The 17,710-nt window shown below is 60.2% G+C and carries 16 protein-coding genes; 2 read left to right on the top strand and 14 right to left on the bottom strand.

Annotated features, from left to right (window positions below; translation table 11 throughout):
• Window positions 1–56: 56 nt before the first annotated feature.
• The 6 genes from hspD to OWC48_RS09390 all read right to left on the bottom strand — a co-directional run bounded on the left by hspD (window position 57) and on the right by OWC48_RS09390 (window position 5,949).
• Window positions 57–515: a small heat shock protein HspD gene (hspD, locus tag OWC48_RS09365; RefSeq protein ID WP_282519728.1), complete on the bottom strand. Its 459-nt coding sequence runs from the start codon at window positions 513–515 to the stop codon at window positions 57–59.
• 177 nt (window positions 516–692) lie between these two features.
• Window positions 693–1,064, bottom strand: a complete 372-nt coding sequence (locus tag OWC48_RS09370) for a response regulator (protein ID WP_282519729.1) — start codon at window positions 1,062–1,064, stop codon at window positions 693–695.
• Window positions 1,065–1,143: 79 nt separating this feature from the next.
• Window positions 1,144–2,265, bottom strand: a complete 1,122-nt coding sequence (locus OWC48_RS09375; RefSeq protein WP_282519730.1) for a PAS domain-containing sensor histidine kinase — start codon at window positions 2,263–2,265, stop codon at window positions 1,144–1,146.
• Complete coding sequence (locus tag OWC48_RS09380; RefSeq protein WP_282519731.1) at window positions 2,258–3,046, bottom strand: alpha/beta fold hydrolase; 789 nt, start codon at window positions 3,044–3,046, stop codon at window positions 2,258–2,260. The genes OWC48_RS09375 and OWC48_RS09380 overlap by 8 nt, the downstream gene beginning before the upstream one ends.
• A gap of 657 nt (window positions 3,047–3,703) precedes the next feature.
• Window positions 3,704–4,861 carry a sensor histidine kinase gene (locus tag OWC48_RS09385; RefSeq protein WP_282519732.1) on the bottom strand — a complete coding sequence of 386 codons (1,158 nt, stop codon included), beginning with the start codon at window positions 4,859–4,861 and terminating at the stop codon, window positions 3,704–3,706.
• Between the two features lie 104 nt (window positions 4,862–4,965).
• Window positions 4,966–5,949, bottom strand: a complete 984-nt coding sequence (locus OWC48_RS09390) for an alpha/beta fold hydrolase (RefSeq protein ID WP_282519733.1) — start codon at window positions 5,947–5,949, stop codon at window positions 4,966–4,968.
• Between the two features lie 737 nt (window positions 5,950–6,686).
• Between OWC48_RS09390 and OWC48_RS09395 the strand changes: the two genes are divergently transcribed.
• A complete protein-coding gene (locus OWC48_RS09395) occupies window positions 6,687–6,959 on the top strand; it encodes a hypothetical protein (RefSeq protein ID WP_282519734.1) in 273 nt (90 codons plus the stop codon).
• Between the two features lie 389 nt (window positions 6,960–7,348).
• Here OWC48_RS09395 and cydX read toward each other — a convergent pair whose 3' ends face one another.
• From cydX to OWC48_RS09410, 3 genes are read right to left on the bottom strand one after another with little or no spacing between them, the layout of a single operon-like run.
• Window positions 7,349–7,462: a cytochrome bd-I oxidase subunit CydX gene (gene cydX / locus OWC48_RS09400; protein ID WP_282519735.1), complete on the bottom strand. Its 114-nt coding sequence runs from the start codon at window positions 7,460–7,462 to the stop codon at window positions 7,349–7,351.
• 9 nt (window positions 7,463–7,471) lie between these two features.
• Window positions 7,472–8,623 (bottom strand): cytochrome d ubiquinol oxidase subunit II, encoded by a 1,152-nt coding sequence (cydB, locus tag OWC48_RS09405; protein ID WP_282519736.1) that lies wholly within the window; start codon window positions 8,621–8,623, stop codon window positions 7,472–7,474.
• 9 nt (window positions 8,624–8,632) lie between these two features.
• Window positions 8,633–10,189 carry a cytochrome ubiquinol oxidase subunit I gene (locus OWC48_RS09410; RefSeq protein ID WP_282520076.1) on the bottom strand — a complete coding sequence of 519 codons (1,557 nt, stop codon included), beginning with the start codon at window positions 10,187–10,189 and terminating at the stop codon, window positions 8,633–8,635.
• Window positions 10,190–10,300: 111 nt separating this feature from the next.
• Between OWC48_RS09410 and OWC48_RS09415 the strand changes: the two genes are divergently transcribed.
• Window positions 10,301–10,423: a hypothetical protein gene (locus OWC48_RS09415; RefSeq protein WP_282519737.1), complete on the top strand. Its 123-nt coding sequence runs from the start codon at window positions 10,301–10,303 to the stop codon at window positions 10,421–10,423.
• Window positions 10,424–10,429: 6 nt separating this feature from the next.
• On the opposite strand, the gene OWC48_RS09420 is transcribed toward OWC48_RS09415, so the two are convergent.
• The 5 genes from OWC48_RS09420 to OWC48_RS09440 form a co-directional block, all read right to left on the bottom strand.
• A complete protein-coding gene (locus OWC48_RS09420; RefSeq protein WP_282519738.1) occupies window positions 10,430–10,729 on the bottom strand; it encodes a hypothetical protein in 300 nt (99 codons plus the stop codon).
• A gap of 252 nt (window positions 10,730–10,981) precedes the next feature.
• Window positions 10,982–12,619 carry a SulP family inorganic anion transporter gene (locus OWC48_RS09425; protein ID WP_282519739.1) on the bottom strand — a complete coding sequence of 546 codons (1,638 nt, stop codon included), beginning with the start codon at window positions 12,617–12,619 and terminating at the stop codon, window positions 10,982–10,984.
• Window positions 12,620–12,653: 34 nt separating this feature from the next.
• Window positions 12,654–13,142, bottom strand: coding sequence for a phosphoribosyl-AMP cyclohydrolase (locus tag OWC48_RS09430; protein WP_282519740.1), 489 nt, complete (start codon window positions 13,140–13,142; stop codon window positions 12,654–12,656).
• 158 nt (window positions 13,143–13,300) lie between these two features.
• Window positions 13,301–16,366: an efflux RND transporter permease subunit gene (locus OWC48_RS09435; RefSeq protein WP_282519741.1), complete on the bottom strand. Its 3,066-nt coding sequence runs from the start codon at window positions 16,364–16,366 to the stop codon at window positions 13,301–13,303.
• 5 nt (window positions 16,367–16,371) lie between these two features.
• Window positions 16,372–17,487 (bottom strand): efflux RND transporter periplasmic adaptor subunit, encoded by a 1,116-nt coding sequence (locus OWC48_RS09440; protein ID WP_282519742.1) that lies wholly within the window; start codon window positions 17,485–17,487, stop codon window positions 16,372–16,374.
• Window positions 17,488–17,710: the final 223 nt, after the last annotated feature.

Raw genomic sequence — 17,710 nt, forward strand, 5'->3', positions numbered from 1 at the left:
AGACGAAGCCAGTTGCCGCGCGTCGCACGACGCGCGGCATTCTCCAGGTGGATCAATCAGGCCGCCTTGGCCTCGATCTGATGGACGTTGTTGGAAGACGTGGCGCCGGCAATGGCGATGCGCCGCGGCTTCATGGCCTCCGGGATTTCCCGGACCAGTTCGATCTTCAATAGACCGTTGTCGAACGCCGCGCCCTTGACCTGGACGTAGTCGGCCAGGTTGAACTGGCGCTTGAAATGACGGGTCGAGATTCCCCTGTAGAGAAACTCGCGCTCGGCCTTCTCGGTCTTGCCGCCCTCGATCGTGACGACGTTCTGCTCGGCCGTGATCGAAACTTCATCAGGCGAGAAGCCCGCCACCGCCAGCGTGATCTGGTAGCGGTCTTCCGCAAGTCGTTCGATGTTGTAGGGGGGATAGCTTTCCTCGGCGGCCCGCTGAGCCGTTTCGGCGAGGTCGAACAGACGATCGAAGCCGATCGTCGACCGGAACAGGGGCGAGAAGTCATAAGTGCGCATAGCCAAATTCTCCAAAGAGCAAGATGGGTATGAGGCACCGGACACGACCGGTGCCCGTCTCAAATCCGAGGCCCCGGAGGGCACCTCGGACGCCACGCGAAGGTGACGCCGAAAAAATTAGCAAAACCGGTTTTGGTTTCAAGAGGGGAGACAAAAAAATTCGATCGGGTCAGGGGATCAGGCGATCCCGGTCAAATTCCGCAGCGTCGCGATGAGCTCGGCCTCACGATACGGTTTCGGCAGGAAGACGCTGCCTTCCGGCAGATCCTTGTCCGCGGCCCGCACATGGCCCGACGTCGCGACGATCTTGATTGGCGGCCAACGGTCCCGGACGAACCTGGCGAGCTTCAGCCCGTCCATCGAACCCGGCATCTGGATATCGGTAAAGACCAAATGGATGTCGGAGCGGGCGGTCAGGATCGCGATGGCTTCGTCGGCATTCCCCGCCGGGATGACCTCAAACCCGGCCTCTTCGATCACCTCGACGGAATCCATCCGCAACAGAAACTCGTCTTCGACGATTAGGATGACAGGCTTCAAACTCGACATTTAATTGCGATCCTCTGCGGCTCAAGCGGCCTAAGCAGAATTTGTTCCGAAGGATTTGTGACCAAGGATTCGCACTCATTCAATTCGGCGCGGTCGTGGCGAGTGGCATTGAGAATACAAACCTCGTTTCCTCCGGCGTGGACGTCACCGCGATCCGTCCCCCGTGCGCTTGCGCGATCTGGGAAGCGATATGAAGTCCCAGCCCGAGACCCTGTCGGCTGTTGCGGACGTCGCCGCGAAAGAACGGCTCGAAAAGCCTCTCCATGGCCGCCTCTGGAATGGGTTCACCTACGTTGGCGACCCAGAACTCGAATTCATCGCCATTCGTTTTCGCACCCACGCGCACGGGCATGTCCCGCGCTCCGTGGGTGAGGGCATTGCCGATAAGATTGGACGCAAGTTGTCCGATCCGCGTGTGATCGCAATTGACCGGCTCGACTATCTCGAAGCGGGTGTCGATGGCGCGCTGTGGAGAGGCTGTTCGCAATTCGTCGACGACCTGCTCGAGTACCGGCTCCAGCGGCCGCATGGCTCGATGCAAAGTAATGCCGCCTCCCAGCCGCCCGCGCGCGAAGTCCAGGATGTTGTCGATCAGATCCGACATTCTGGTGACGGTCGAGTTGATCATGTCCAGGACGCGGAGTTCTTTCTGGTTCTGGAGGGCGCCCGAACGTTGAAGTATCCTCGCGCCGGCGCTGATGGCAGCCAACGGATTCCGCAGATCATGACCCAGGACCGCTATGAACTGCTCGCGCAATTCCGCCGTCTCCCGCTCGCTCGTGAGCCCTTTCTGCAGTTCAGATCTCGAGTCCACCAACTGCCGTTCGTAGCGGCGTCGGTCGGTCGCCTTAATGACGACCAGGGCCGTGAACAGAACTCCGCCGTCGGCATCGCGACGCTCGACTGCGTTCGCGATTACCGGTAGCCGCTCGCCGGCGGCAGTCTCGAAATCCAGTGCGAACTCGTTGAAGGACCCTTGCATCCGCAGCAGGGGCGCGATGTGGGTTTCGTAGTAGATACGGCCCGCCATGTTCAAGAACTGATGAAGGCGTTGGCCGACAAATCTATCGGGGGCAAACCCTGTCCACGACGCAAGGGTAGCGTTGACTTTCGTTATGCGTCCGTCGGGACCGATCGTGAGGTAGCCGCAAGGGGCGTTCTCGAACAGGTCCCGGTAGTCGTCGGATCCGGGCTCAGACATAAGCTCGGATCGCCGACACAACCTCAGCCGGCGCACTCAGATTCGGACAATGACCGGTGGCCTTGAGAAAAACGATCTCACTGCCGGGAATGCGGCTTCGCACGAACTTTCCCACCTCCTCGGAGGCGATGATGTCCTCGCTACACTGAAGGATTAGGGTGGGGACGGTGACCTTAGGCAGATCGCTTCGGTTGTCGGAGGTGAAAGTCACCCGAGCGAAGGCCTTCGCGATCTCGGGGTCGGTCCGACAGAAGCTGTTGGTCAGTTCCTCGGCGAGTTCGGGCCGATCCGGGTTGCCCATGATGGAAGGTGCCATCGCGGCGGACCAACCCATATGGTTGTCTTCGAGGAATTCGAGAAGTTCGGCGATCTGCTTTTCGGTGAAGCCCCCGACGTAGTCGCCGTCGTCGATGTATCTGGCGGAAGGACCGACCAACACCATCCGGCCGAACAACTCCGGAGCCTTGATTGAAGCCAGCACCCCGATCATGGCGCTGACGGAATGGCCGACGAATATGGCGTCCGTCAGCCCCAACGCGCTGCCGATCTCCGCCAGGTCGTCGGCATAGCCGTGGAGCGTCGAATACTTCGATTTGTCGTAGGCCGACAGGTCGGACCCGCCCGCGCCGACGTGGTCGAAAAGGACGACCTTGAATTCGCTCTCGAACTCAGGGGCCACGAACCGCCACATGTTTTGGTCGCAGCCGAAGCCATGAGCAAACACCATAGCCCGATCACCCCGCCCACTAACGTGGACGTTGTTTCTCGCCATCACATCCATGCAAATTCCCGGACTGCCGCCGATCGGACGGGAAATTAAGCCCTAGCACCACTCGGAAACCGGTGTGCCCCGAGACCCAAGCGCCGCGAGCGTCATTTGTTCCTCGCCAGTTACGGCACGGCGGGATATTGAGCCTCCCCGACCTCCGGGCCGGCTACGCCCCCGTTAAGCGCAGATTCCGGCTAGTTGCGAAAATCGTGCGCAGGGCCGCGGGCGAGTCTTATTACTCAAAACGCTACCTTTACTGATCTGCCGCAAGTGCGCCCTATCGTTCACCCAATTGTTTTTCCGTGCCAGGCAACGGGCTGGCTAACGGCCGGAAGGCTGCCGAACAGGGCCCGCGATCAGGTGATAGGTCGGCACCCAAGCCGAATTCCATGTCTCGATAGTGTCGCCGCACACAGAACACTCGAAGCTGCTCAATTCCCGAGTTGCGGCCATCGCCTCGGTTCTGCGATAAACCGCCCCGCATTTGCAGTTCCTGTGTTGATCAGCCATGGGTCCAGCCTACGCCTTCTCAACTGATTTGCCCACGCACGACTCGCCGAAAGCGATACCGACCTCTTTCGCGCAGCGTGATCAGCCATCGCCGAGGGCGCCGCTCGCAGATCGGAGGTTGCCCTAAGAGGATCGTAGGAACGGCCGCAGTGGGACAACCTATGCTCGGGGAAGCCGAATTGTGAATGTCGTGCCCGTCGCTTCATCAGAGGCAACGTTGATCTCCCCGCCGTGGGCCTCGACGATAAGTTTTGCGATGTAGAGTCCTAGCCCGAGATGCGAGTGCTCACCCGTATCCTGGACTTGGCCACGCATCCACGATTGAAAAATAGTCTTCTGGGCTCGCGGGGGAATGGGTGGACCGTCATTGTGAACACTCACGGCCAGCGTTGAAGGATCGGTCCCCGATATCGACACGGTGACGGGACCGGATGCATCGCTGTATTGGATCGCGTTCCCGATCAAATTGGACAAAACCTGCCCCATCCTTGCGGCGTCCCAAAGCCCGGTCGAATCCCCCTCGTGCGTGACATCGATCGTCTGCTTTTCGTGTATGCTCCGCAGTTCGTTGACGATCGACTGGCACAGCGAGAGCATGTCGGTTCGGGCTTTCTTGACGGGGATGTCGGTTCCGAAAGACGCGCGGGTGAGATCGAACAGGTCGTCGAGGATTCGGCTGGCTCGGTCCGTCGTGCTGACGAGATCGGACACCATCTTTGGGTGTCTCGGATCTGTGGGTCCGGCGCGTTTCATCCACTGGGCCGCCATCGACGCCGCCCCTATGGGACTTCGCAGGTCGTGACCTAAGATCCCCAAGAACAGATTCCGGGAATTGTTGATGGTCTTGGTGTAGTGGGCGACGGACTCCGCTACGGCTTGGTCGATCGCTTCGTTGAACCGTGTGAGATCCTCGAGGTCCGTGCCGGCGAGCTTCTGTTGATGGGCTGCCCATTGCTTGACGACGCTGGCCCTCAGGGCTCGATATTCTGAGACCATCTGGTCGATGTCGAATCCGTCCGCAAGACGAAGCGCCGCATGGATCTCGGCTGCGCTCTGGCGAAATGGCCCGTCGCTGTCGGCCAGACCTCGCGATTTGTCCATCTGTTCGGATGGAGTTTGCTCGGACTCCAGGTCGTTGGCCACGAACTTGAGGATGTCGACGATATGATCCTGGAGCGCCAGCTTCGACATTCCGTCGCTCGCCGGCGTCCTCGTCCGGGCGAATTCGGTCCATTCCTTTATGATGGCGGGCTGGTTTTGTCGGATGAAATCCGCAAGCCTCAGATGCGAAGTGGGCTGGTGTTCTTTGCCGGTCATGTCACGCCCCCAATCTCGCTTTACTCAGAAAGGCTGTATTTTGCGGCCCTTCATTCTAGTCTCACACTGCAGCAGAAACCAGTCAGCCGGTCCGGCCCGATCGGCTACGCCGCGGCAGTCGTCGTAACTTCGCGCAGGGCCGACATGACTTCCTCCGTCGCGGTCTGCTGGATCATGTGGCCGTTTCCCGCCAGCCTGTGAAAACGGCTGTGCGGTATTGCGGAATGCAGCTTGGCCGACTGGGCTTCGATATCGACGACTTTGTCCTGCGCGCCCGCAATGATCACCACTGGCATTTTGAGATCGCCGTAGTGCCGGCGCTCCATCAGCGCGTCCGGAACCATCAGCGTAGCTTCCGCCGCGGCAGCCCGCAGTTGGGACGGCCGGAGCGCCATTTCCTTCGGAAAGCCACTGAACTTTCCGGGCACGCGCCGGGGGCCGAACATCTTCGCCATCATCCTCGGCCAGGCGAGCCGCCCGACCAGAGGTGAAAAGGTATGGCTGAGAATGTCGCCCAGCAGGGGCAGTGAGGCCGGAAGAGATGTGAAAGTATCGGACCGGACAGATGGGTAGTAGTATCCAGACGCGAGAACCAGTCCACGGACGAAGGAGGGATCTTGAAGGGCCATCGCGATGGCGACTGATGCGCCCCACGAATGACCTAGGACGATGGCACTGGAGACGCCGATCTTTTGCAGTGCGAGCTTCAACAGCTTCGCTTGAGCGTCAGGTGTCCACACGATGTCGCGCGGGCGCTCACTGTGCCCGAACCCTGGGCGGTCGAATGCGATGACGCGATATTGCTCGGCCGCAAGGTCGATGAGTCCGCTGCACTCGAAGTCCTGCACCATGCTGCCGTTGCCATGCAAAAGCACGACCGGCTCGCCTTCGCCACGTTCAAGGTAGTGCAGACGCACGCCGTTCACTTCGACGAAGCGGCCCTTGGCTGGATTTGTGGCTTCAGCCGCCTTCGCCAAGTACAGGTTGATCGCTGCGATGGCCGCCAAGGAAAGGACCGTGACTGCTATCAGGGAGCCGGCTGCGGCCGAATGGGCTCGGCGCGCGGAGGCCGCTGGAACGATATGCATCGGCACTTTCCGGATTTGCCCGCAATCCGGACGGCGCCCGAAACGTTGCGGCGCAAGATGAACATGCGGAAGCCGACATCGTTCCAACCCAGCTTCAGTGGCCTATTAAGCCCCTCGGACAGGTATCGCCGATCGAACCCCAAGACATCGCATACTTCCGCGACCGCTTCGGCGGCCGAGATGCCACTGACGAGCGAGATGGACTACGCGCCCGTGGGCGTGCGGGTCGGCCGGTCCTTTGTCCAGCCGTGCTCCTCGCGTTCGTGGATGTCATTGTTCAATATCTGACGCAGGCAATAGTTCAGCTGTCAGACAGGCTTGAACTGTGACAACAATCCCACCAGAGCTTGATTTTATTGTACTTTTCGGTCCGGCGTTTTTTTTTGTGTGGCACCCTTGAGGGGCGCCGCGCAGCAACGTTTACCACACTCGGCGCGAGGTCACCACGGAGGAAATCCCGTTAGTTGCAGGAGCTGACCGGTCTAACTCTTCGATAGTTGTTGGTTCTTACGGTACCGGCAAAGGTCGCACTGGCGGAGATAGTGGGACTCTCTTCCTCAAAGCACCGGATGCGCGAAAACCGCGGAAAACAAGGATTCCCAAAAAGGGCCGGTTGTGACCGCTGTGTACCACCTGGCCGGCCGATGCGGCCGTCAATCTCGGTCGATTTCGGAGCAGTTGGAGAGGTCTCGAACAGACAAGATGGGCCTAGGGCCCCAGGGACGAGGAGCGGACCGGTGCCGACGAGGAAGAATGTTATCCGAGATCTCTTTGGGGACGCCCCGGCGCATTCGCCCGGTCTCGCGACCGAAGCTGGCGGCTTCGACGGTGCGGTGCCGGCGCCCGCCGATCAGGTCGAACGGCGATCGCTCCGGCTGTTGTCGACCCATCCAGGGGAGGCCGCGGCGCCGGCGTCATCTCTGCGCGACACGCTCAAGCACCGAGCGCGCCAGATGTCGCGCTATCTGGAGCCGGCGACGACGCGCTGCGGAATATCGCGCATCGAGTGAGAACCAAGATGCATGTTCTGCTGCTGTAGGCGCTCGATCAATTTCGGAAGAAGCGCGTTACATCGCCGTCGCACGTTGACTCCGCGCCTATCGGCGTGCGTGAAGCCCCCGGGCGTCAGAACGAACTGCTGCGGGCGGCACGGAGATAAGTCTATCCCGTCGTGATGCCGCCGCGCGGTATCTTTTTGCTCGGCATGACTTCCGATAATTAGGCATTACCGATGGTGACGTCCGCTTTGTCACAATCCCAGGCAAGGTAGGACGTGTACTAAACCCGATGTCGTGACTGCTCTGAAAACGAGCGAATTGCTGCGCGGCAGCGAAATGACGAGAAGGTGCCATGCGTGGGCGGCTGGTCGAGGGGCGGGCGGAAGGCGCACACGTTCTGATTAAATGTCTGAATCCACCCCCTCATCCGGCAGATGATGCTCGTGCCAGACAGCATTGAGAATGCCGCAGCTGCAGGCGAAACCGATGCCGAGTATCCAGGCGAAGTACCACATCGCGCGTCCTCAATAGAAACTAGCCGAATTTTTCTCAACCAAGCTTGCCGTCACCGGCCCGCGCATCGCGCGAAACACAATCGCGGTATAGGCTAGTACAATCGGGAGAAAGATCAGCGTCGCCAGCAGCATCACGAACAATGTAAATCGGCTTGAAGAAGCATCCCAGACGGTCAGGCTCGCCTCAGGCGCGATATTCGACGGCACAAGAAAGGGAAACATGCTCACACCGGCAGTGCCGACGATGCCGAAGATGCCAAGCGCACTGGCGACAAACGTCAGGACCCGATGGTGTGTCATCGCCAGAAACGGAATAAGAAGCGGTCCCAGCACGCCGAGAAGCGGAGCGAGGATCATCCAGTGATGAGCCCTGTAGTTGGCGAGCCATTGGCCGGGCTTGCGCACGACCGTTTTCAGCAATGGGTTGGACGAACCATCGCTCGTCACCACGCTGGTGATGGCGTATCCATCGATGCCTAACCAAACCCAAAGCCCCGCCGCGACAAACAAGACGAAGGTCGCTAACCCTCCGATCTTCACGACGTCGCGCGCGCGCTGTTGCACGGCATCGTCGGTCTTGAGGGCGAGATAGGCGGCGCCGTGGGTGGCGAGCATCGCCGCCGACACCAGGCCAGACAACAGGCCGAAGGGATTGAGTAGCTCAAGAAGTCCACCCCCTTCGTAGAGGACCCTTAGATCGCTATCGATGCGAAAAGGAACTCCCTGCAACAGATTGCCAAATGCCACGCCGAAAATCAGACTCGGCAGAACGCCACCCAAGAACAACGCATAGTCCCAGAACGCCCGCCAGCGCGTATCGGCGAATCCGTTCCGAAACTTGAACCCCACGGGCCGCAGGATAAGCGCCGCGAGCACCAGGAACATTGCAACGTAGAAGCCCGAGAAAGTTGCTGCATAGACCTCTGGCCAAGCCGCGAACACGGCACCCGCACCGAGGATCAACCAGACTTGATTTCCCTCCCAGAACGGTCCGATGGCGTTGATCGTGATCCGTCTCTCTACATCGTTTCTCGCCACATATCGCAGCAGGATTGCCACCCCGAGATCGTATCCACCGGTTATGGCGAAGCCGATGAGCAACAGACCGAGAAGAAGCCACCAGATGACGCGGAGGGTTTCGTAGTCGAGCGGGATGGTCATATATGCCCCTCACTCAGCCAGGGAGAGTTTCGGCGCAGGCCTCAAACCCAACGCCTCCACGGGTCCCATGTGGACGTATTTGCGCAACAGAACGATGTCGACAACGAGAAGAGAAGTATAAAACATAACAAAGCCGGCCAACGTGAACAGGACTTGGCCGGCTGATACCGAAGACGCCGCGAGAAATGTCGGAAGCACCCCATCGATTGCCCAAGGTTGGCGTCCATATTCGGCGACGATCCAGCCGAGTTCAGCGGCGATCCAGGGAAGCGGCAACGACCACACCATCAAATGCAACAGCCACCGACGGGAAAAATTCCTGTGCGACGCATTCCAGAAGATCAGCGCGAACAAGCCTATAAAATAGAAGCCCAATCCCACCATGACACGGAAGCTCCAGAACAGCGGGCCGATGTTGGGGATCGTGTCTGCCGCGGCTTTCGCAATGGTCAAGGCGTCCGCGGTGCGCGGGTCGGTGACGTGCCGTTTGAGAAGCAGGGCATATCCAAGATCGGATGCATGGTCACGGAGCTGCGCCGCGGCTTGGCTGTCGCCGCGATTCTGCTTCAGCCGCTCGAGTGCGTCGTAGGCGATCAGACCATTGCGGATTCGGCTTTCGGCGTGCTCCACAAGGTCGTTAATTCCCGCAACCTGCTGGTCAAACGAGCGCGTGGCGATAATGCCTAGCGCCCATGGGATCTTGACGCCATAGACGACCCGGCGGTTTGCAGTGTCGGGAATCCCGAAAACATAAAATCCCGCCGGCGCCGGCTCGGTTTGCCACATGGCTTCGATGGCCGCGAGTTTCATCTTCTGATTCTCTGACAGAGTGTAACCGCTCTCGTCCCCGAGAACGACGACACAGAGGGCCGACGCCAACCCAAATGCCGATGCAACGATGATCGATCGTTTTGCGAAGGCGTGGAAACGTCCCGAGAGCAGGTAGTAAGCCGAGATCGCTACAACGAACATTGAACCGGTGACATATCCGGCCCCGACCGTGTGGACAAACTTCGCTTGGGCGACAGGATTGAAGATCAAATCCCAGAACGAAGTGAGCTCCATCCGCATGGTGTCGGAGTTGAAAATGGCGCCAACCGGATTCTGCATCCATCCATTGGCGATGAGTATCCACAAGGCCGAAAGGTTCGAGCCGATCGCGACCAGCCACGTTACGGCCAGATGTCCGAGCTTCGGCAAACGGTCCCAACCGAAGAAAAACAGACCGACAAAAGTCGATTCCAGGAAGAAGGCCATCAACCCTTCGATCGCAAGCGGTGCGCCGAATATGTCGCCGACGTAGTGGGAGTAATACGCCCAGTTGGTTCCGAACTGGAATTCCATGGTTATTCCAGTGGCCACCCCCATCGCAAAGTTGATGCCGAAAAGCTTGCCCCAGAACTTGGTCGCGTCACGCCAGATTTCCCGACCCGTCATCACGTAGACGCTTTCCATCATGGCAAGCAGTAGCGAGAGCCCAAGCGTCAGAGGAACAAACAGGAAATGATATAGAGCCGTGATTGCGAATTGCAGTCGGGCAAGGCTGACGGGGTCAAGATCGAACATCATCAAATATCCGTCGCTGGTTACCGCGGGGACGTGGATGGACCTAACACACGGGCTACGGTGGTTGCGTCAACGAGCGGCTTCGCGTTATCCGGAAACATGAAAATCTTCATGCTGACGATTCCGATCAGCTTGATGACAAGAACGAGCATGATCGCCCTCGCAAGCGGCGTTTTCGGCCTGGCTCCGGCAACCAGAAATTCGCTCAACGACGACAATATCGAGTTCAACTAGAGGCCCTCAACATGGAGGCTCGGGACGCCCGGTCAGACACTCAAGTCGACGGGTTGCCAAAGCCAAGACCGCCCTCTCGGCCGCATCGGCGTCGCCCCTGGAATGCTTTTCGAGATCGAACTTGAGAGTTCCGTTGGTGTCCCGTTCGGCATCCGCGAGCTCTGCTACGCTGCCCGCAGCGCCGATCTTGTCCATCAAATCGTAGAGGCGCACAGCCGACGGTCCACCCGACGGTATGAATTTCTCGTCGTAAACTTCTACATCGCGGCGAACATCGATGCCAACAGGCTCAAAGACATAGAACATTTTGTTCGCGTGCCTGTCGAGAAATGACTGCTACTTGCCGTTAAAATACCCTGCCGCGCCCGGATGGGCGGGAATGTAGGCGTCCTTGCCGATGCCCGGCGCACTAATCTGCGCGAGAAGTGGACCTCACAGTGATGGGCACAGAAACGAAGTGTTGGACGTCACCGCCCATCGTCATGGCGCAGTGAACTCAAGGCTTGCTTCGCCGGTCAGGAACGGACAGGTGCGTCAGCTATCAAGATCGCTAAAAATTCATTTCCGCATCGACCCGGTCTCCTCCAGTATGCGTGGCAGCACGTCCTTTAACGAGCGGAAATCGTGGAAGAGGTCCTTCTCCGGCACGACGTCGGGGACGAGGTGGAGCGTCTTCAAGATGTCGAGCTGTGCCACCGGCAGCCCAACGATGAGGATGCGCAGGCCGGCGGCCTTCAGGTCGATCAACGCATCCACAAGTGCATAGGCGCCCGACTGGTCCATGAAGCGGACCCGGTCCATGCGGAGCACCAGCAACTTGCCCCCCTGCGCGCGCTGGGCGATGTCGGCGAAGCCGCGGGCGAAGCCGAAGAACAGCGGACCCTCGATGTGCTTGACAAGGAGCCGGTCCCGGTCCGCCGCGGGCAGACTGAGCTCGTCGGCCCATGGCTCGTCTGCCATCGGGCCGATGGTGGTCTGCTGTTCGGAGAGATCGGCGACGTTCTTCATGAAGACGAAGGAGGCCGCGACCAGGCCGGCAGCGACGGCGACGATCACACCGGAGAAAACCGTCAGCACCAGCACCAGGAGCATCAGCGCCGCATCAGCGCGCGGCACCTTTGTGATGTGACCTAGGCCACGCCTGTCGATGCAACTCAGGCCGGCCGCGACCAGAATACCGGCCAGCACCGCCGTCGGGATGTATCGCACCACGCCTGAAAGGCCGAGCAACACCGCCAGCAGGAATAAGCCGTGAACGACTCCCGACAGACGTGTGCTGCCGCCGGCCTCGATATTGACGATGGTGCGGATGCTGGCGCCAGCGCCAGGGAGCCCGCCGACCAGCGCCGCGGCCATGTTGCCGATACCCTGTCCGATCAGCTCGCGGTCGCTGGCGTGATGGGTCTTGGTGATGTTGTCGGCCAGCAAGGCACTGAGCAGCGAATCGATGGCGCCGAGCAATGCGAGCTCCAGCGCCGTGGTCACCATGAAGCTCACCCGCGTGAAATCGAATTCGGGCACGACAAACGCCGGCAGCCCGGACGGGATGGCGCCAATGCGCGGCGCGTCCACGCCGAACAGGAGCGAGCCCGCGGTCACCAGCACCAGGGCGACGACGGATGAAGGGATCGCCCGCGTGACGCGCGGCAGGAGATAGATGATTGCAAGCGTCGCCGCAGCCATCAGCGCAGCAGGCCAGGCGAATCCGGCGGGCAGCGTATGCAGCTTGGCGAGGATCTTTGCGGGCTCCGAGGAAGGCGCCGCCATTCCGGCCATCGGGAAAATTTGCTGGATGAAGATCAGGACGCCAATGCCGCTCATGAATCCGGAGATCACGGGATACGGCACGTAGCGGATGTAGCTCCCGAGGCGCAGCAGCCCGAACAGCGCCTGCAGCGCGCCCGTTAGCAGAAAGACGGCGACGACGAAAGCAAGGTTCACCTCACCGTTGGGAAGCATGCTCGCGGCGACGACGCCGGCCGAGACCAGCGTCATAGGCGCGGTCGGGCCGGACACAAGCACTGGCGTACCACCGAATAGCGAGGCGAGTATCCCGAGCACGATGGCGCCGTAGAGACCTGATTCCGGGCCGAGGCCCGAGAGCGCGCCGAGCGCGAGGCATAACGGCAGGGCCACGACGCCTGCGGAAAGCCCACCGAACAGGTCTCCGCGGCTCGGAATAAATCTGGCAACCATTATGGTTGATCCACCTGGAAGCTTTGCGGGCGTCTCAGTTGTCGGGTGAGTATGGCAGCGCCGATTTGTGCGCGCAGAGCCGCAACCGGCCATCGGCGCAGCGGCGAAAAACGAAGGTCTTATCTACCATGATCTCCCCCCCGGACGCGCTCTGCGCATAAACATTGCCCATGGTGATGGCGATGTCGCCGTGAATCTGGATTCCGTTCTCCGCAGCGTTGTTGTCGTACCAGACCTTCACCCAGTGATTCAGCGCAAATCCCTTGTCCTCCGGGAAGTCGGGGTCACCTGCGACGAAGTAGGACAGCGCACCTTTCTTCGTGCTGCGGAACGCGTTCTTGCCGTAGGCGAGCGTCGGCTTGAAGAAGACAGTCCCCTCTGCGTAATCGTACAGGTCATCGATCAGCGCGCCGGCGACGGCACGGAAGTCACCGCCTTCGGCGTGCACCGTACCAATGCGTATCAGTGCGTCGCACCAGGCTTGCTGGACGGCGTTGACCTCGTCTTCGGTGATGGGGGTCATGAGGGTGCTCCAATTCTTGGCTCTTGGTCGGCAGACAAGTTTGCAAGCGGAGGACCTATGATTAGCAGTCCGTCCGCCCGCTGGGAACCGATTTCGCGATACCGAGCAGCGAGCGACTCCGGCCTGTGAACTCATGCCCAACACCCTCTCCGCCCGGATCAGCGTCCCGCGCGATCGACGACGTGACCGGGCTTTCCGCGGAAACCGAACAGCAACAAGTACCCGGCCGGAACGAACAACAGCGTCAGCATCGACGCCACGGCAAGCCCAGACATCATCAAGACGGCCATCGGCGTCCAAAGCGCTCCACCGAAGATCGCCATAGGCAGCAGCCCGAGAACGGTGGTCGCCGAGGTCAGAAGGATCGGACGCAAGCGTTTTTTGGACGCCGCGACCACGGCCTCCTGCAGCTCCAGCGTCTCGCGCTCGATATCAATCTGGTCGATCAGCACGATCGCGTTGTTGATGATGATGCCCGCAAGGCTGATGATCCCCAGCGTTCCGAAAAACGACAGCGGCTGTCCGGTCGCCAGAAGCGCCCAGGGTATCCCGACGAAAATCAACGGGATGGTCACGAACGTCAGCAGCGTGCGACGGAACGAATTGAATTGCAGGATGATCGCAAACACCATGACCACAAGGGCAGCCGGAAGCCATTTGCTGAGCCTTTGATTGGTCTCGGCGCTCTTTTCGATCTCGCCGCCGATGACGACCTGGTATCCGCCGCCGAGATCGAGCTTGTTCAGGCCAGGCTGGATAGACGCCAGAAGCTCTCCGGCCGTCAGCGTCGCGCTGCGACCGGTGGCGATGACCGTCCTCTCCTGGTTCTTCCGGCGTATCCTCGAGAAGTCAAAACCCATCCGTAATGTCGCGACCTGGGCAAGCGGAATCAGGCTTCCATTGTGCGCGAAGGTGGCGCTGGTCAGCCCCTCGACGCTTCTGTGTGTCTCCGCGCCCGCCCGGAATACGATCGGGATCGAGTTATCGCCTTCGCGATAGACAGAAACCGACGTTCCCGTGAAATATGTCCTCAGCTGCTGGGTTATTTCTTCAGACGTCAGCCCAAGCTGCCGGATACGGTCTTGATTGACGTCGACAATGACCTTGATGACCTTGTTTCCCCAATCGTCATCATTGTCCCGAATACCGGGTGCGTTTCGGAATAGCGACCGCACCTGCCCGCTGAGCGCAAGAAGGCGATCTGCATCCGGTCCCGATATTTCTACGTCCACGATGCCAGCTTCCACCGCCCCCATCGCAAGCCGCTTGATCTTGAAGTTCGCTTCGGGATGACTTTGGAATAGATGCTTCCATGCGCGATCCGCGGCGCGAACGGCACCCTGATAGTCTTTGGTGTTGACTAGAAAAAACGCCGTGCCGGGGTCCGCCGGCACCGGCGTCAATGACAGATAGAACCGCGGTCCGCCATCGCCGACATAAAGGATGTGGCTCGCGATCTCCGGGTTTTCTTTTGGGTCGGCAAGCCAACGGGAAATCTTCAAGGCGCTGTTCTCGGTCTCCGATATATCTGTGCCGTCAGGCATGTTCATGTAGATCAGGAACTGGTTGCGTTCGCTGAGCGGAAACATCTGCTTGGGGATCCGGCCGAACTGCATGACGGAAAGCACGACCAGCGCACCGCAGATGCCCAACACGATCGGAGAGGCACGAAGTACCACGCGCAGCACCGCGCCGTAGGCCTTATGAAGGCCCGACTCGGGATCGCTTTCATGGCTTGTGCGGATTCTCGGGCCCATGAACCAGACCGTCAGGGCAGGAAGAATATAGAGCGCGGCAATCCATGAACCGCCCAGCGTCACCGCGACGACAGCACCGAGTGAAAAGCCGTATTCGCCCACCGCTCCCGGAAGCAGGAAGAGCGGAAGAAATGCGGCGACCGTCGTGACCGACGAGACCAGGAGAGGAAAAGCATATTGCTGCCCCGATGCCAGCGCGGCGTCGGTCGGCGACATGCCCCGTCCTACTCGACTGATGATGTCTTCGACGATGACGACACCATTGTCGACCAGGAGGCCCAGCGCAATGATGATCGCTGCGATCGAAACCTGCTCGAGCGCGATGCCGAGCACGCGCATCCCGATGAGCGAGAACATCACGGCAAAGGGAACGATCATCGCTGCGATCAATCCGACCCGAAGCCCGAGGAAGATGATGACGATGGCGCCGACGACGAGGAACGTCTGCGCGACGCTCGAGAGCGCCGAGTTGACCGCAGCGCTGACCTGTTCGGCCTGATAGGCCGCGAAATCGATTTCGTAGCCGATCGGCAGCTTGTCCCGATAGCTCCGCGCAAAGGTGCGAAGTTTTTTCCCGAGCTGGGTGACGTCCTGATCCGGCTGCATCACGATGCTGAGCGCGACGGCGGGTCGACCATTGAAAAAGATCGGCTTCACCTTCGGCGAGACGTAGTCGCGGCGCACCGAGACGACGTCCGACAGCCGCACCAGATTCTCGGTTGTGCCAACCCGGGTCAACATGGTTTCGATGGCGCGCACGTTCGGAAAATCGCCGGAGGCCTCCAGCAGGATGCGCGTGCCGTCGGCTACGATATTTCCAGCCGGCAGGATGACGTTCTGCGTCTGCAAATCCTTGACAAGGGTGGTCACCTGAGCACCCACCGCCGCCAGCTTGCTGGTGTCGATCTCAAGCCAGACCCGCTCGTCCTGAACCCCCAGCACTTCAACTTTGGCGACCCCGTGAACCAGATAGAGCTTCTTGCGGAAATCGTCCGCGACATCCTTCATCTCGCGCTGGGTAAAGCCCTCGGCCGTGATTGCAATCGTTGCAATCGCGACGTCGCCGAAGTCGCTGTTGACGAAGGGGCCGATGGTGTTGTCCGGCAGCTCGATCTTGACGTCGGTCATCTTGTCGCGCAGGCGCTGCCATGCCGCGTTGACGTCCCCGACTTCGTCCTCGAGGTCGACGTAGACGATCAGCGATCCCTCGATCACCAGCGAGCGGATATCCTTGACCTCGGCGAGCTCCCTGATCTTTCGCTCGATCGGAACGGCGACCAGATTTTCCATGCGTTCGGGGGCCATCCCCGGAAACAGCGCGGACACCACCGCCGTTCTGATCACCACGACCGGATCTTCGCGTTTGGGGAAATCGGGATACAGCGCAAAACCAGCCGCCAGTAGGCCTATCATGATGGTGATGGTGAAGCGCGAGCGCGCCAGGCCGAACCGGGTCAGAAAATTCAAAAGCGCTACTCCTGAAGCGGAAGAAGCTTCACTTTCTCACCATCAGTCAAATAGGACACTCCGGCCGAGGCGACGATGTCGCCGACGCCGAGCCCCTCCGTCACGACAAGGCGATTGTCGCGAACGCCACCAACGGTGATTTGGCGCTTTTTGACCGTCGAGCCCGCCGCGTCATAGAGGAATACGGTCGCGACACCCCGCAGATCGTTGCCGCCCTCCGGAACAAGTGCGGTCAGCGGCAGCAAGAAGCCGCTTGCGCTGCCGCCGATCAGCGGCTCTTCGATCGTGACCTCGACCGACATGCCGGCATTGAGGCCCGGCGCGCTGTTCTTGAGCCTGACCACGACGGGAAATGCCGACACTTGTTGGGCCTTCGAGCCCAGCTCCTTGATCTCCCCCTTAAGGGAAAGATCGGGCCTGTCGGCGACCTTGACGGCGACCGGCTGTCCGACCGTGAGCGTCTGGAACGTTCCCGACGGCACCAGGAAGTCCATCTCGAAGCTGTCGTCGCTATACAGCGTAACGATCGATTGACCTGCCGCCACCTGCGCAAACGATTTCACCTCGACGCCGGCGATTGTGCCGCTGAAGGGAGCCAGCAGCTTGCTGCGATCAAGATTGTGAGTTGCCAGATCCAGTTGACGTTGCGCCTGGTCGAGCTGCGCTTTGGCGGTAAGCAGTGCTGCGTTGGCTCGATCGAAGTTGGCTTGTGTCGCGACGGCTCTCTTCAGAAGCTGATCCTGGCGCTGAAATTCCGCGTCGGCATTGTTCAGCTGAGCTTGAGCTTGATTTACGCCGGCGCTCGCCTGGTCGACCTGTGTCTGCAGCGACCGCGGGTCGATCTCCGCCAACACGTCTCCCAATTGGACTTTTTGGCCAGCTTCCAGCGTTACGGCCCTGAGCTGTCCGGCAATTTCGAAGGACAGGCGGCTGACATCGGCGGGCTGCAGGATGCTTGGGAAGTGGCGCAAACGGCTCTCCGCCGTCGCAGCGACCTTGTAGGCGCGAAGGCCGCGAACCGGCTGCTCGGCAGGTTCGCTCTGCTTTTCCGAGCAACTGCATAGGGCAAGAAGCAGGATCAGTCCCGAGGCTATCGCGAGCGCTTTCCGACCGGAGATCACAACCAAGCTCCGCGCTAAGGACGTTCCATATCATAGCCGAATTGTTTTGACCGTCCACTCGCAGCGTGGAAGACTGACGCAAACAGGACCGGGCCCGGCCAAGGGACAGGACCACGAGGTCCGGTATGAGGCGAAGAAGGTCGGTGGGTCGGCACGCCTTGAAGAAGGCCGTCAAACGGCAACAGCCGCAAGCGCATCGAGAAGCGGCTCGGCCGGTATCCAA

The sequence above is a fragment of the Bradyrhizobium sp. Arg816 genome, from assembly GCF_029989365.1.
Lineage (GTDB): Bacteria > Pseudomonadota > Alphaproteobacteria > Rhizobiales > Xanthobacteraceae > Bradyrhizobium.

Coding starts and splice junctions, on each gene's coding strand:
- hspD (WP_282519728.1), bottom strand. CDS start 515: ATGCGCACTTATGACTTCTCGCCCCTGTTCCGGTCGACGATCGGCTTC.
- OWC48_RS09370 (WP_282519729.1), bottom strand. CDS start 1,064: ATGTCGAGTTTGAAGCCTGTCATCCTAATCGTCGAAGACGAGTTTCTG.
- OWC48_RS09375 (WP_282519730.1), bottom strand. CDS start 2,265: ATGTCTGAGCCCGGATCCGACGACTACCGGGACCTGTTCGAGAACGCC.
- OWC48_RS09380 (WP_282519731.1), bottom strand. CDS start 3,046: ATGGATGTGATGGCGAGAAACAACGTCCACGTTAGTGGGCGGGGTGAT.
- OWC48_RS09385 (WP_282519732.1), bottom strand. CDS start 4,861: ATGACCGGCAAAGAACACCAGCCCACTTCGCATCTGAGGCTTGCGGAT.
- OWC48_RS09390 (WP_282519733.1), bottom strand. CDS start 5,949: ATGCATATCGTTCCAGCGGCCTCCGCGCGCCGAGCCCATTCGGCCGCA.
- cydX (WP_282519735.1), bottom strand. CDS start 7,462: ATGTGGTACTTCGCCTGGATACTCGGCATCGGTTTCGCCTGCAGCTGC.
- cydB (WP_282519736.1), bottom strand. CDS start 8,623: ATGACCATCCCGCTCGACTACGAAACCCTCCGCGTCATCTGGTGGCTT.
- OWC48_RS09410 (WP_282520076.1), bottom strand. CDS start 10,189: ATGTTCGATCTTGACCCCGTCAGCCTTGCCCGACTGCAATTCGCAATC.
- OWC48_RS09415 (WP_282519737.1), top strand. CDS start 10,301: ATGCTGACGATTCCGATCAGCTTGATGACAAGAACGAGCATGATCGCC.
- OWC48_RS09420 (WP_282519738.1), bottom strand. CDS start 10,729: ATGTTCTATGTCTTTGAGCCTGTTGGCATCGATGTTCGCCGCGATGTA.
- OWC48_RS09425 (WP_282519739.1), bottom strand. CDS start 12,619: ATGGTTGCCAGATTTATTCCGAGCCGCGGAGACCTGTTCGGTGGGCTT.
- OWC48_RS09430 (WP_282519740.1), bottom strand. CDS start 13,142: ATGACCCCCATCACCGAAGACGAGGTCAACGCCGTCCAGCAAGCCTGG.